Source organism: Burkholderia pyrrocinia (genome assembly GCF_001028665.1).
In the GTDB taxonomy this organism is placed as follows: domain Bacteria; phylum Pseudomonadota; class Gammaproteobacteria; order Burkholderiales; family Burkholderiaceae; genus Burkholderia; species Burkholderia pyrrocinia.
On sequence record NZ_CP011503.1, the window covers coordinates 610968 to 623942 of the forward strand.

At 68.5% G+C, this 12975-nt stretch carries 13 protein-coding genes; 7 read left to right on the top strand and 6 right to left on the bottom strand.

Annotated elements, in window-relative coordinates; translation table 11 throughout:
* Positions 1-4 precede the first annotated feature (4 nt).
* From xerD to queG, 3 genes are all read right to left on the bottom strand, one after another.
* Positions 5-955, bottom strand: a complete 951-nt coding sequence (xerD, locus tag ABD05_RS02855) for a site-specific tyrosine recombinase XerD (RefSeq protein ID WP_047898866.1) — start codon at positions 953-955, stop codon at positions 5-7.
* Positions 955-1422: a methylated-DNA--[protein]-cysteine S-methyltransferase gene (locus ABD05_RS02860; RefSeq protein WP_047898867.1), complete on the bottom strand. Its 468-nt coding sequence runs from the start codon at positions 1420-1422 to the stop codon at positions 955-957. The genes xerD and ABD05_RS02860 overlap by 1 nt, the downstream gene beginning before the upstream one ends.
* 64 nt (positions 1423-1486) lie before the next feature.
* On the bottom strand, positions 1487-2722 hold the full coding sequence (gene queG, locus ABD05_RS02865; protein ID WP_047898868.1) for a tRNA epoxyqueuosine(34) reductase QueG: 1236 nt from the start codon (positions 2720-2722) through the stop codon (positions 1487-1489).
* Positions 2723-2739: 17 nt separating this feature from the next.
* Between queG and tsaE the strand changes: the two genes are divergently transcribed.
* Together tsaE and ABD05_RS02875 are read left to right on the top strand one after the other, a co-directional pair.
* Positions 2740-3291, top strand: coding sequence for a tRNA (adenosine(37)-N6)-threonylcarbamoyltransferase complex ATPase subunit type 1 TsaE (gene tsaE, locus ABD05_RS02870; protein ID WP_047898869.1), 552 nt, complete (start codon positions 2740-2742; stop codon positions 3289-3291).
* Entirely contained in the window at positions 3273-4799 is a 1527-nt protein-coding gene (locus ABD05_RS02875) for an N-acetylmuramoyl-L-alanine amidase (protein ID WP_047898870.1), read from the top strand. The genes tsaE and ABD05_RS02875 overlap by 19 nt, the downstream gene beginning before the upstream one ends.
* A 54-nt stretch (positions 4800-4853) precedes the next feature.
* Here the strand turns inward: ABD05_RS02875 and ABD05_RS02880 are convergent, their stop codons facing one another.
* Positions 4854-5732: an EamA family transporter gene (locus tag ABD05_RS02880; protein ID WP_175804829.1), complete on the bottom strand. Its 879-nt coding sequence runs from the start codon at positions 5730-5732 to the stop codon at positions 4854-4856.
* A gap of 275 nt (positions 5733-6007) precedes the next feature.
* On the opposite strand from ABD05_RS02880, the gene ABD05_RS02885 reads away from it, so the two are divergent.
* Both ABD05_RS02885 and trxA read left to right on the top strand, forming a co-directional pair.
* The gene (locus tag ABD05_RS02885) at positions 6008-6889 is read left to right on the top strand and encodes a pirin family protein (RefSeq protein ID WP_047898872.1); all 882 of its coding nucleotides are present in this window, start codon (positions 6008-6010) and stop codon (positions 6887-6889) included.
* A gap of 52 nt (positions 6890-6941) precedes the next feature.
* A complete protein-coding gene (gene trxA / locus ABD05_RS02890) occupies positions 6942-7790 on the top strand; it encodes a thioredoxin (RefSeq protein WP_047898873.1) in 849 nt (282 codons plus the stop codon).
* A 103-nt stretch (positions 7791-7893) separates the two neighbouring features.
* Here trxA and tcdA read toward each other — a convergent pair whose 3' ends face one another.
* Complete coding sequence (gene tcdA, locus ABD05_RS02895) at positions 7894-8751, bottom strand: tRNA cyclic N6-threonylcarbamoyladenosine(37) synthase TcdA (RefSeq protein ID WP_047898874.1); 858 nt, start codon at positions 8749-8751, stop codon at positions 7894-7896.
* A gap of 128 nt (positions 8752-8879) precedes the next feature.
* Here tcdA and pdxH point away from each other — a divergent pair, with 128 nt between their 5' ends.
* The 3 genes from pdxH (at position 8880) to ABD05_RS02910 (ending at position 12187) form a co-directional block, all read left to right on the top strand.
* A complete protein-coding gene (gene pdxH, locus ABD05_RS02900; RefSeq protein ID WP_047898875.1) occupies positions 8880-9524 on the top strand; it encodes a pyridoxamine 5'-phosphate oxidase in 645 nt (214 codons plus the stop codon).
* A 120-nt stretch (positions 9525-9644) separates the two neighbouring features.
* The gene (locus ABD05_RS02905) at positions 9645-10865 is read left to right on the top strand and encodes an SAM-dependent methyltransferase (RefSeq protein WP_047898876.1); all 1221 of its coding nucleotides are present in this window, start codon (positions 9645-9647) and stop codon (positions 10863-10865) included.
* Between the two features lie 23 nt (positions 10866-10888).
* A complete protein-coding gene (locus tag ABD05_RS02910) occupies positions 10889-12187 on the top strand; it encodes a DUF72 domain-containing protein (protein ID WP_047898877.1) in 1299 nt (432 codons plus the stop codon).
* Between the two features lie 24 nt (positions 12188-12211).
* Here the strand turns inward: ABD05_RS02910 and msrA are convergent, their stop codons facing one another.
* Positions 12212-12772, bottom strand: a complete 561-nt coding sequence (gene msrA / locus ABD05_RS02915) for a peptide-methionine (S)-S-oxide reductase MsrA (protein ID WP_047898878.1) — start codon at positions 12770-12772, stop codon at positions 12212-12214.
* Between the last annotated feature and the right edge of the window lie 203 nt (positions 12773-12975).

Consider the following 12975-nt stretch of genomic DNA (forward strand, 5'->3'; position numbering starts at 1 on the left):
TGCGCTAGCCGCGCGGATGGTGCTGCGCGTGCAGCGTCTTCAGCCTCTCGCGCGCGACGTGCGTATAGATCTGCGTGGTCGAGATGTCGCTGTGACCGAGCAGCAGTTGCACGACGCGCAGGTCGGCGCCGTGGTTCAGCAGGTGCGTCGCGAACGCATGCCGCAGCGTGTGCGGCGACAGGTGCGCGCGCACGTCGGCCTGCTGCGCGTGGCGCTTGATGATGTTCCAGAACTGCTGGCGCGTCATCCCGTCGCCGCGCGCGGTCACGAACAGCGCGTCGGCCGCGCGTGCGCCGAGCAGTGCCGGCCGCGCGTCGCGCAGGTAACGCTCGATCCACCCGTGCGCGACTTCGCCGAACGGCACGAGCCGCTCCTTCGAACCCTTGCCCATCACGCGCACGACACCTTCGTTGAGGCCGACCTCGACGGTCTTCAGCGTCACGAGCTCGCTCACGCGCAGCCCGCTCGCATACATCAGCTCGAGCATCGTGCGATCGCGCAGGCCGAGCGGCGTGCCGATGTCGGGCGCGCCGAGCAGCGCCTCGACCTGCGCCTCGGACAGCGTCGACGGAAACCGGGCCGCCTGTTTCGCGGACGTGATCCGCAGCGTCGGGTCCGCGCTCGCGCGATGCTCGCGCACGGCCCAGCCGTAATAGCGACGGAACACCGACAGCCGCCGGTTCGACGACGTCGCCTTGCCGTCGCTGCGCGCGGCGATGTAGCCCGTCACCATCGCCTCGTCGGCCGAATCGAGCGGTGCGTCGTGCGTCGCGGCCAGCCATTGGGAAAACAGCACCAGATCGCGCCGGTACGCGTCGAGCGTGTTGCGCGCGAGCCCGTGCTCGAGCCACAGCGCATCGCAGAACACGTCGATCGACGCACGGCTCGCGAGCAGCGCGGGCGATGCCGCGGCGGCATCGCCGTCGGCTTCGGGGGAAATCAGCGGTTCGCTCATCAGTACGGCACGCCTTCGTGCGCCAGCAGCCAGCGCTTCACCTTCTGGTAATAACCGTTGTCGTCGTGGTTCGCGAAGCCGCCGAGGCCGCCCGCCGCGACGACGCGATGGCACGGGATCACGAGCGGAAAGTAGTTCGCGCCGCACGCCTGGCCGACCGCGCGCGGCGCGCTGCCGATCCGCTTCGCGACCTGGCCGTAGGTCAGCACCGTGCCGGGCGGGATATCGCTGATCACGTCCCACACGCGGTGCTGGAACGCGCTGCCGACTTCGGCGAGCGGCAGGTCGAAACGCGCCGACGCGCGCTCGAAATAACGTTCGATCTGCTTGACCGCGCGCTCCGCGAGCGGCGAATCCGGATCGACCGACTTCACCGATTCGGGCAGATAGACGATCTCGCGCACCACCTCGGCATCCGTGCGGATGCCGACCTTGCCGAACGGCGCGTCGATGACTGCATTGAACATTGCCCTCTCCTGAGCGATGGATGCGCGCGGCACCGCCGCGCGCCGACGACACTTTACGCCGCCTTCACGCGGCACGCAGCGCCCATTCGACATGCTCGCGCACGACCGGCGACGGATCGTCGGCCCGCGCGCGCAACGCGGCGACGATCGCGTCGCGCGCCTGCGGCGCAAGCCGGTCCGCGCTCGCGCGCAGCGCATTGCCGAGCCCGACCGCGAGATTGCGCAGCCAGCTTTCGTAGCCGATGCGCCGGATCGCGCTGCCCTGCATCCGCGTCTCGAACGTTTCCGCGTCCCACCCGAACAGCTCGACGAGCGTCGCGCGGTCGAGGCCGTGCCGTACGTCGAAATCGGCCACCGGCGCGGCCTGCGCGAACTTGTTCCACGGGCACACGAGCTGGCAGTCGTCGCAGCCGTATACGCGATTGCCGATCATCGGCCGCAGCGGCTCGGGAATGCTGCCTTTCAGTTCGATCGTCAGGTACGAGATGCAGCGACGCGCGTCGACGCGGTACGGCTCGACGATCGCGCCGGTCGGACACGCGTCGATGCAGCGCGTGCAACTGCCGCAGTGCGCGCCCGGCGTCTCGGGTGCGGTGTCGGGCGACGTGTGCGCGTCGGTCGGCAGCGGGAGGTCGACGTAGATCTCGCCGAGGAAGAACAGCGAGCCCGCATCGCGCTGCAGCAGCAGCGTGTGCTTGCCGCGCCAGCCGACGCCGGCCTTCTGCGCGAGCTCGACCTCGAGCACGGGCGCCGAATCGGTGAACACGCGGTAGCCGAACGCGCCGATCTCGCGCTCGATGCGCTCCGCGAGCGTCTGCAGCCGGTTGCGCAGCACCTTGTGATAGTCGCGGCCGCGCGCATAGATCGACACGACGGCCGCCTGCGGATCGTCGAGCCGCGCCCGTTCGCGTGCGCGCCAGTCGTGCGGCGCGAGCGCGCCGGGCTCGCCGTCGGGCGCGCCGGCGGCGAGCGTTTCGGCCGGCAGGTAGGCGAGCCGCACGGAAATCACGCGTCGCGTACCGGCCACAAGTTCGGCCGGACGCGCGCGTTTCATCCCATGTTTCGCCATATAATCCATTTCGCCGTGGTATCCGGCTTCCAGCCAGGCGGCGAGGCCTGCTTCGGCATCCGAGAGATCGGTATCGCTGATGCCGATCGCCCCGAAACCCAATTCGCGCCCCCACTCCCTGATGCGAGTGGCGAGCGCAGTCAAGGCCGCATCGTCGAGCGCGCACGGCGCCGCGCCTTCGGCACGAGTCGAAGGCCTGTCGGATGCGGCGAGTTCCGGTAATCGGTTCATCGCACTATTTTACGAGAATGCCAGCCACGTCCCATACGCCTCATGCCGTCACGCTGCCAGCCCCGTTCGCGGAGCGCGTGATCGCACTCGCCGACGAAGCGGCGACCGAGGCCTTCGGCACCCGCTTCGCGCACGCGCTCGACGCGGCGCGCGTCGATCTCGCCCGCGCGCACGCGTTCGACGGGCTGCAGATCCAGCTGGTCGGCGATCTCGGCGCGGGCAAGACGAGCCTCGTGCGCGCGATCCTGCGCGGCCTCGGCCACCAGGGACGCGTGCGCAGCCCGACCTATACGCTCGTCGAGCCGTACGCGCTCGAACGCAGCGATGGGGAACTCGAGGTCTATCACTTCGATCTGTATCGATTCAACGATCCGGCCGAATGGTCCGATGCAGGCTTTCGCGAATATTTCAATTCCAGCGCGATCTGCCTCGTCGAATGGCCGCAACAGGCGGGCGCGCTGCTCGGCGTGCCCGATCTGGTTTTCTCGCTCGACGTGGATGGCGAAGGCCGTGCCCTCACCGTCCGGGCGTACAGCGCTTCAGGAAAGGCATGTCTCGAAAGATGTTGATCAAACCGTTCCGCTCGATCGAATCGGCGGCCACCGCGACGCATAACTGGCGGCGCCGCCAGATCCTGTGCGCGGGCGCGTCGACGCTGGTGCTCGGTCTCGTCGCGCCGCGGCTCGCGCATGCATCGTCGGTGCTCGGCGTGCGCGTATGGCCCGCGCGCGACTACACGCGCGTCACGATCGAATCCGACCAGCCGCTGCAGAATAGCCAACAACTGCTGCAGGGTCCCGACCGTCTCGTCGTCGACCTGAACGGCCTCGATCTCGACCAGGCGCTGCGCGACCTCGTGTCGAAGATCGCGCCGAACGATCCGCAGATCCAGTCGGTGCGCGTCGGCCAGTATCAGCCGCACGTCGTGCGGATGGTGTTCGACCTGAAAGGCTCGGTGAAGCCGCAGGTGTTCACGCTGCCGCCGGTCGGCACCTACAAGTACCGGCTCGTGTTCGACCTGTATCCGGCCGTCGCACCCGATCCGCTGACCGACCTGATCGCGCAGACGGAACGCAAGGAACAGGCGCTCAACGACACGGCGCGCGCGCAGCAGATGCAGCCGCCGAGCGCGCTGAACGGGCCGTCGACGCCGCCCGTCGCGGGCAACGACAACAGCGACGCGTTCTTCCAGCGCTTCGCGCAGAACACGCCGGCCACACCGCACACGCCGCCCGCCGCGGCCACGCCTTCGACGCCCGCGAAGCCGGCCGTCAAGCCGCCGCCCGTCATCGCGCGCCGCGACGACAGCGACGACGACGGCGACACCTACAAGTTCACCGCGCCGAAATCCGGCAAGGGCGGCACCGTGCGCCTGCTGACGGTCGCGATCGATCCGGGCCACGGCGGCGAGGATCCGGGCGCGATCGGCGGCGGCGGCACGTACGAGAAGCACATCGCGCTCGACATCGCGAAGAAGCTGCGCGCGAAGATCGACGGCGCGCCGAACATGCGCGCGATGATGACGCGCGACGCCGATTTCTTCGTGCCGCTGAACGTGCGCGTGCAGAAGGCGCGCCGCGTGGGCGCCGATCTCTTCGTGTCGATCCACGCGGACGCGTTCACGACGCCGTCCGCGCGCGGCTCGTCGGTGTTCGCGCTGTCCGACCACGGCGCGACGAGCGCCGCGGCACGCTGGATGGCGAACAAGGAAAACTCGTCGGACCTGATCGGCGGCATCAACATCAAGACGGCGGACGCGGCCGTGAACCGCGCGCTGTTCGACATGTCGACGACCGCGCAGATCCGCGATTCGCTGCGCTACGGCAACTACGTGCTGAAGGAAGTCGGCGGCATCAACAAGCTGCACAAGGGCTCGGTCGAGCAGGCCGGGTTTGCGGTGCTGAAGGCGCCCGACATTCCGTCGATCCTCGTCGAGACCGCGTTCATCAGCAACCCGGAAGAAGAGAGCCGGCTCAACGACGACAGCTATCGCGACCAGATGGCCGACGCGATCTTCCGCGGCATCAAGCGCTATTTCGCCGCGAATCCGCCGCTCGCGAAGAACCGGATGGCCTGACGGCCGTACCCGGCCACCCCGCCCCACCGCCGGCACGCAGCGCGTGCCGGCGCGTCACGACACCGCGACGCGGCGCATCAGTTTCCCGCCGAACACGTTCACCGCGAGCCCGCCCATCACGAGCGCCGTGCCGATCAGTTGCGCGCGCGTCAGGTGCTCGTCGAGCAGCAGCGCCGACGACGCGAGGCCGACGATCGGCACCAGCAGCGAGAACTGCGCGACCTGCGCGGCCGGGTAGCGCGACAGCAGGCGGCTCCACAGCCCGTAGCCGAGCAGCGTCGCGACGAACGCGAGATAGACGACCGCGAAGATCGACGCGCCGTTCAGCCCGGCGAGCGCGGTCGCGATCCGCTGCGGCCCTTCGAACCACAGCGACAGCAGGAAAAACGGCACGGGCGGCACGAGGCTCGCCCACACGACGAGCGACACGAGGTTCGCCTTCCCGACCTTCTTCGTGACGATGTTGCCGACCGCCCACATCGCGGCCGAGCAGATCGTCAGCAGGAAACCCGCGAGCGTCATCGCACGGCCGCCCTGCGCCGCGATCACGACGAGCCCGCCCGCGGCGATCGCGAGCCCGACCAGGTTCTGCACGCGCAGCCGCTCGCCGAGGAACAGCATCGCGAACACGAGCGTGAAGAACGCCTGCGACTGCAGCACGAGCGATGCGAGGCCGGCCGGCATGCCGACGTACATGCCGGTGAACAGGAACACGAACTGGCCGAGCTGGATCGTCGCGCCGTACAGCACCAGCAGGCGCCACGGAATCTGCGGCCGGCGCACGAAGAACACCGCGGGCACGGCTGCAAGCGTGAAACGCAGCGCGCCGAGCAGCATCGGCGGCATCCCGTGCAGGCCGACCTTGATCACGACGAAGTTCACGCCCCACGCCAGGATCACGACCAGCGCGAGCAGCAAGTCCTTCGGGGCCATCATCGGCGTCTCCTCGATTGTCGAATCGTTGTGCAAAGTGCCCCCGGCCCTGTCGCTTCGCGCCAGGCCCCTCGAGGGGGGGCATCCCACAAGGGGACTTCCTTCGGGGCGGAAAACCTGGGGCGGCCCGGCGTTTTCCTGAGAAGCCGGTCAGTCTACCGGGGATTCGTCGCGGGGCCGGATACCCGTGCGGGGCGCATGGAATCGGCCATGCGCGTCGATCGCGTGCGGCCAGTACAATGACCCGCATCCCCCGCCGCCCCACAGGACCCGCCATGACCGCCTCGATCAAAGCCCTGCTGAAGCCGCACGTGCGCGACATCGGCAACCTGCAGGTGCGCCGCACGCTGCCCGCGCTCGCCGCGCGCCTCGTCGGCCCGTTCATCTTCTTCGATCACATGGGGCCCGCCACGCTGCCGGCCGGCACGGGGCTCGACGTGCGCCCGCATCCGCATATCGGGCTTGCGACCGTCACCTACCTGTTCGACGGCGCGATCCTGCACCGCGACAGCCTCGGCTCGCGGCAGGAAATCGTGCCGGGCGACGTGAACTGGATGACCGCCGGCCGCGGGATCGTCCATTCCGAACGCACGCCCGACGCGCAGCGCGCAAACGGCCACACCGTGCACGGCATCCAGACCTGGGTCGCGCTGCCGCGCGCGCACGAAACCACCGAGCCGTCGTTCGAGCACCATGCGGCCGACACGCTGCCGAAGCGCGACGAACACAGCGTGTCGCTGACGGTGATCGCCGGCGACGCATTCGGGCTGCGTTCGCCGGTCACGACGTTCTCGCGCACGCTGTATGTCGCGGCCGAATTCGCGGCCGGCGGCCGCATCGAACTCGACGCGTCGCACGAGGAGCGGGCGGTCTACGTGGTCGACGGCGATCTCGCGATCGACGGCACGCCGGTTCCGGCCGAGCAGATGGCCGTGCTCGCGCCGGACGCAACGGTCACGCTGACGAGCGCCGGCGGCGCGCGCGCGATGCTGCTCGGCGGCGACAAGATCGACGGCGAGCGCTTCATCGAATGGAATTTCGTCGCCAGCAGCCGCGACGCGATCGCGCGCGCGAAGGAAGCCTGGACGCGCCAGGAAATGGGCAAGGTGCCGGGCGAAACCGAGTGGATTCCGCTGCCCGAGTCGAAGCCGCGTTGAAAAAGGGGCGCGCCGGCCCCATCCTGACGATATTCGAACCGAAGAGAACGACATGGACACCACGCTTGCCACATTCGAGAAAGACGTCATCGAGGCGTCGCTGGACACGCCTGTGCTGGTCGACTTCTGGGCGCCGTGGTGCGGCCCCTGCAAGACGCTCGGCCCGCTGCTCGAAAAACTCGAAGCCGATTACGAAGGCCGCTGGAAGCTCGTGAAGGTCAACGTCGACGAGAACCAGGAACTCGCCGCGCACTTCCAGACGCGCAGCATCCCGCACGTGATCGCGTTCGCGGACGGGCGCCCGGTCGACCAGTTCGTCGGCGTGCTGCCCGAAGGCCAGTTGCGCGCGTTCCTCGACCGGCTGCTGCCGGCGCCCGAGGAAGCCGAACGCCGCGCCGCGCAATACGCGATGGCCGAATCGCGCTACGACGACGCGCTCACACACCTCGAAGCGGCGCTCGCGCTGAACCCCGGTTTCGACGACGCGCGGCTCGACCTGATCGACCTGCTGCTCGCGAACAACCAGGTCGAAGTCGCGCGCGCCGAGGCAGAGCGCCTGTCGCCGCAGATCGTGGAAGGCGGCGATCCGCGCTACCAGGCGATCAAGACCCGTTTCGACGCACTCGACGCAACGGCCGACCTGCCGCCGACCGACGCGCTCGAAGCGCGCATCGCGGCGAACCCCGGCGATCTCGACGCGCGCTTCGACCTCGCGCAGAGCCTGATCGCGCGGCGCGCGTATGAAGGTGCACTGGAACAGTTGCTGGAAATCGTGCTGCGCGACCGCGCGTACGGCGACGACCTGGGCCGCAAGACGATGATCTCGGTGTTCGAGCTGGCGGGCGACCGCCCCGATATCGTCACCGCATGGCGACGCAAGCTGAGCATGGCGCTCAACTGACGAACGAACGACCGGCCGGGCCGCCACGGCCCGGCTGGTTCGCCGTATCGCTGGCAGCGCGTGTCCCGCGCCGCAGCATGAAGCAACGCCCGCGCTTCGCCGCTCAGCCGGCGGCCTGCGCCGCAATCGCGCGCAGCGCATGCGCGGCAGCTGCGAAACCGAAGCTCGCGGTCACGCACACGCTCGAACCGAATCCCGCACAGTTGAGCCCCGCGACATGCGCGGCCGTGGACGGCTCCGCGCCGTCCTCGATGTCGCATGCGGCCGCTTCCGGATAGATCAGCGGCTCGTCCGAATACACGGCGCTGACCTTGAAGCGCGCCTTCGGCCCGCGCGGAAAGCCGTGCTGCTTGCGCAACTGCGCGCGCACCTTCGACAGCAATGGATCCTGGATCGTCAGCGCGAGATCGTCGATGCGGATGCGCGTGGGGTCGAGCTGCCCGCCCGCGCCGCCGACCGTGACGAGCGGCTGCCGCTTCGCGACGCACCATGCGATCAGCGCGACTTTCGTGCGCACGCTGTCGATCGCGTCGATCACGTAGTCGAAACCGCCGCCGAGCAGCGCGTCGAAGTTGTCGGGCTCGGCGAAATCCTCGACCCGGTTCACGCGGCACGCGGGATCGATCAGCGCGATCCGCTCGGCCATCGCGTCGACCTTCGGCTTGCCGTAATTGCCGTCGAGCGCATGGATCTGCCGGTTCGTATTGCTTTCCGCGACGTTGTCGAGATCGATCAGCGTCAGCGTGCCGATCGCGCTGCGCGCGAGCGCCTCGGCCGTCCACGACCCGACGCCGCCGATCCCGATCACCGCGACATGCGCACGCTCGAAAGCGGCGGCCGCCGGCGCGCCGTACAGCCGCGCGACGCCGCCGAAACGCCGCTCTCGATCCACGTCAAGCTGGATTTTCGGGCTCGGGGTAAGATCAAAAGAACTGGGCGGGGCAGCGTCGGCGGTGGACATGGCAGCAAGGAAAACGTAAGTCGAGCAGCCCTCTATTTTGCCTGAACTCCCCGCTCGCACGCGCCACTGTGCACGCACGATTCTCGCGCGTTCGCTATACTGGCCCCAGATTGAAGCGTTTGCATAACATGACGACTCTCGCCGATCTCCGCATCAACTATTCACGTGCTTCGCTCGACGAAGCCGATGCCGCCCACGACCCCTTCGTCCAGTTCGACCGCTGGTTCAAGGAGGCGCTTGCCGCCCAACTGCCCGAGCCGAACACGATGACGCTCGCGACCGTCGGCGCCGACGGCCGGCCGTCGGCCCGGATCGTGCTCATCAAGGGCGTCGACGAACGCGGGTTCGTCTTCTTTACCAATTACGAAAGCCGCAAGGGCCGCGACCTCGCCGAGCATCCGCAAGCGGCGCTGCTGTTCTACTGGATCGAGCTCGAGCGCCAGGTGCGCATCGAAGGCCGGATCGAGAAAACCAGCGCCGAGGAGAGCGACCGCTATTTCGCGTCGCGCCCGCTCGGCTCGCGCATCGGCGCATGGGCGTCCGAGCAGAGCGCCGTGATCGACAGCCGCGCGACGCTCGAAGCACGCGAACAGGCCGTCAGCGAACGCTACGGCGACAACCCGCCGCGCCCGCCGCACTGGGGCGGCTACCGCCTCGTGCCCGACTCGATCGAGTTCTGGCAGGGCCGCCCGTCGCGGCTGCACGACCGCCTGCTCTATACGCGCGACGCCGACACGTCGCCGGACTGGACGATCTCGCGCCTGTCGCCGTAAGCGCGGCGCCGGCGCACGCCGGTCGTGTCTCGTGTTGCATCCGGGCGCCCGCGTCGCAAGCGGCGAGCGCCGTCAAGATACTTGGCTGTATTCGATTCAACGAACAAACGGAGAATCCAAATGTTCTGGGAAAAGAAGCTGGCACAGTGGGCGGACGAAGTACGGGCGAAAGCGAACATACCGGCACGCCTGGTGCTGTGGAACGGCGACCAACTCGATTTCGGCACCTTCAGCGCGCCGCAGGTCACGCTGAAGGTGAACAGCGCGTCGGCATTGCCGCTGCTGCTCGAACCGAGCCTCGACAATCTCGGCGAGGCGTACGTGAAGGGCAAGATCGACATCGAGGGCAAGGTGTCGGACATCATCAACATCAGCTACTCGCTCGCGCGCAGCACGGTGACGAGCGCGAGCAAGCTCGCGCGCGTGAAGCGCTACTTCAGCCACACGAAGAACACCGACAAGAAGGCGATCCAGTATCACTACGACGTCTCGAACGAGTTCTACAGGCTGTGGCTCGACGAGAACATGGTGTACTCGTGCGCGTACTTCGAGAACGGCGACGAAGATCTTGCCACCGCGCAGATCAAGAAGATCGACCACATCCTGACGAAGATCCAGTTGCAGCCGGGCCAGCGCCTGCTCGACATCGGCTGCGGCTGGGGTGCGCTCGTGCTGCGCGCCGCGCAGAAGTTCGGCGCGACGTGTCTCGGCGTGACGCTGTCGCAGAACCAGTTCGACCTCGCGACCGCGCGCGTGAAGGCCGCGGGATTGGAAGACAAGATCGAGATCCGCCTGCAGGACTACCGCGAGGTCGACGGCCAGTTCGATCGCATCACGAGCGTCGGGATGTTCGAGCACGTCGGCCGCAAGAACCTGCCGCTGTACTTCTCGCGGGTGCGTGAACTGCTCGCCGACGACGGCATCGCAATGAACCACGGGATCACGTCGACCGACGCGGAAAGCGGCGAAACGGCGCTCGGCGGCGGCGAGTTCATCGATCGCTACGTGTTCCCGGACGGCGAGCTGCCGCACATCAGCCTCGCGCTCGAAGCGGCCCAGCGCGGCGGGCTGGAAGCGGTTGACGTCGAAAGCCTGCGGCGGCACTATGCGCGCACGCTCGACATCTGGGCGGAAAACTTCGAGGCGAAGGCCGAGGAAGCGCGGAAACTCGTCGACGACGAAAAATTCCGCATCTGGCGCGTGTATCTCGCCGGCTGCGCGTATGCATTCGAGCACGACGATGTGTCGATCTTCCAGATCGTGTGCCGCAAGGCCGGACGCAGCGCGAAAACGCTGCCGTGGTCGCGGCGCTATATGTACGAACACGCGCTGCCGCGCTAGGCGGCGCCTCACGCTGGGCATGCATGGGTGACGGCAGGACGCGGCGCAAGGCGCCGCCGGAACGACAGCGGCACGACGACACGGACGGGTCGCACGCCGACGGACAATTCGACCTGTTCGGCGTGCCGGCGGACGCTGCACGCGCGTCGCCGCCCGCGGACGACACGCCCGCTGCAAACGCCGATGAACGCGTGACGTCGAACCCGCATGACGATGCGCGGCAGGCGCCGCCCGCCCGCGCAGCCTCCCGCCCTTCCGACGAAGCACCGCCGCCCGCGTCCGGCCTGCTGTGGGACGAACCGTCTCCGCCGGCCGCGCCGCCGAAGCAAGGCCGGCGCCGGCGCGGCGTGCTGCCCGCGCCGATCGCAACGGACGTCGCCGACGCAGCGGCCGGCCTGCCGCCGAACGTCCGGCTCGGCACGTCGTCGTGGTACTTCCCCGGCTGGAACGGCATCGTCTACGACGGCGATTTCGCGCAGACGAAACTGTCGCGCGAAGGGCTCGAGGCGTACGGCGCACATCCGCTATTGAAGAGCGTGAGTCTCGACCGGTCGTTCTACGGCCCGCTGTCCGTCGCCGACTACCTGCGCTACGCGCAGCAGGTGCCCGACGATTTCCGCTTCGTCGTGAAGGCGCCGGCCTCCGTGACAGACGCGGTCGTGCGCGGCCGGCGCGGCGAGCCGTCGGGACCGAACCCGACCTTCCTCGACGCGCAGCTCGCCACCCGGGAATTCGTGCAGCCGTGCCTCGAAGGGCTCGGCCGGAAGGCCGGCGTGCTCGTGTTCCAGTTCTCGCCGCTGCCCGATCATCTGCTCGCCGAACCGGCCGCGCTGATCGACCGGCTCGCCGCGTTCTTCGCGGCGCTGCCGCCGCTGCCGTCGGAAACCGACGGCCCGCGCTACGCGATCGAGATCCGCGACGCGAGCCTGCTCACGCCGCGCTTCATCCGCGCACTCGCCGCGCTCGGCGTGCGCTACTGCGTCGGCCTGCATGCGCGGATGCCCGACCCGCTGCGCCAGGCCGCCGCGCTCGCGCTGCTCGACGGCGACGCGCCGGGCCCGCTGATCGTGCGCTGGAGCCTGCACGGCGGCTTCAAGTACGAACAGGCGAAAGCGAAGTACGAGCCGTTCGACAAGCTCGTCGACGAGGATCCGGCCACCCGCTCCGCGCTCGCCGAACTCGCCGCGCGCTACGCGCTGGCCGGCCAGCCGGTGATCATCACGATCAACAACAAGGCGGAAGGCTCCGCGCCGCTGTCGTGCATCGCGCTCGCGCGCGAGATCGCCGCCGCGTGCGCGCAGTGGCGCAACGAGGCGGCTTAGGGCCCGTTCCCGCCGGTCGCGCGCTTACGCGCCGCGCAGCGACTTCAGCCGGTGCGAGAATTTCTGCCGGAATTTCGCGAGCTTCGGCCCGATCACGACCGAGCAGTAGCCCTGCCCCGGGTTACGCGCGTAATAGTTCTGGTGATAGTCCTCGGCCGGCCAGTAGTTGCCGTCGAGCGGCACGACCTGCGTGACGATCGGCTGCCCGAACACCTGCTCGCGCTCCAGCTCGCGGATCACGTCCAGCGCGGTGTCGCGCTGCGCATCCGAATGCGTGAACACGACCGACCGGTACTGCGTGCCGGCGTCGTTGCCCTGCCGGTTCAACTGGGTCGGATCGTGCGTCGCGAAGAAGATCTCGAGGATCTCGCGATAGCCGATGCGCGCCGGATCGAACGTCACGTTGACGACTTCCGCGTGGCCCGTGTCGCCTTCGCATATGTCGCGATAGCCGGGATTGCGCGTGTGCCCGCCCGCGTAGCCCGACTGGACGGCCGTCACGCCGTCGACGTCGAGAAACACGGCCTCCGTGCACCAGAAACACCCGCCTCCCAACGTCGCGGTTTCAAGCATTTCGTTCACCATGAAATCAGACCCTCGTTGATGACAGCGGCCGGCACGCAGGTGCCGGCGCCACCGTTCCGTCTCGCCGCTGCGCGTCCGTGGTACGCGACGCAGCGGCACTTCGGCAAGTATCTCACTCGCGCGCGAACCTGGCAGATCGCACAGGTGCCGCGCGCGTCCGGCCGCTCGTTTCTCGACTACACTTAGGCACGCGTGACGCGACG

Coding starts and splice junctions, on each gene's coding strand:
- xerD (WP_047898866.1), bottom strand. CDS start 955: ATGAGCGAACCGCTGATTTCCCCCGAAGCCGACGGCGATGCCGCCGCG.
- ABD05_RS02860 (WP_047898867.1), bottom strand. CDS start 1,422: ATGTTCAATGCAGTCATCGACGCGCCGTTCGGCAAGGTCGGCATCCGC.
- queG (WP_047898868.1), bottom strand. CDS start 2,722: ATGAACCGATTACCGGAACTCGCCGCATCCGACAGGCCTTCGACTCGT.
- tsaE (WP_047898869.1), top strand. CDS start 2,740: ATGCCAGCCACGTCCCATACGCCTCATGCCGTCACGCTGCCAGCCCCG.
- ABD05_RS02875 (WP_047898870.1), top strand. CDS start 3,273: ATGTCTCGAAAGATGTTGATCAAACCGTTCCGCTCGATCGAATCGGCG.
- ABD05_RS02880 (WP_175804829.1), bottom strand. CDS start 5,732: ATGGCCCCGAAGGACTTGCTGCTCGCGCTGGTCGTGATCCTGGCGTGG.
- ABD05_RS02885 (WP_047898872.1), top strand. CDS start 6,008: ATGACCGCCTCGATCAAAGCCCTGCTGAAGCCGCACGTGCGCGACATC.
- trxA (WP_047898873.1), top strand. CDS start 6,942: ATGGACACCACGCTTGCCACATTCGAGAAAGACGTCATCGAGGCGTCG.
- tcdA (WP_047898874.1), bottom strand. CDS start 8,751: ATGTCCACCGCCGACGCTGCCCCGCCCAGTTCTTTTGATCTTACCCCG.
- pdxH (WP_047898875.1), top strand. CDS start 8,880: ATGACGACTCTCGCCGATCTCCGCATCAACTATTCACGTGCTTCGCTC.
- ABD05_RS02905 (WP_047898876.1), top strand. CDS start 9,645: ATGTTCTGGGAAAAGAAGCTGGCACAGTGGGCGGACGAAGTACGGGCG.
- ABD05_RS02910 (WP_047898877.1), top strand. CDS start 10,889: ATGGGTGACGGCAGGACGCGGCGCAAGGCGCCGCCGGAACGACAGCGG.
- msrA (WP_047898878.1), bottom strand. CDS start 12,772: ATGGTGAACGAAATGCTTGAAACCGCGACGTTGGGAGGCGGGTGTTTC.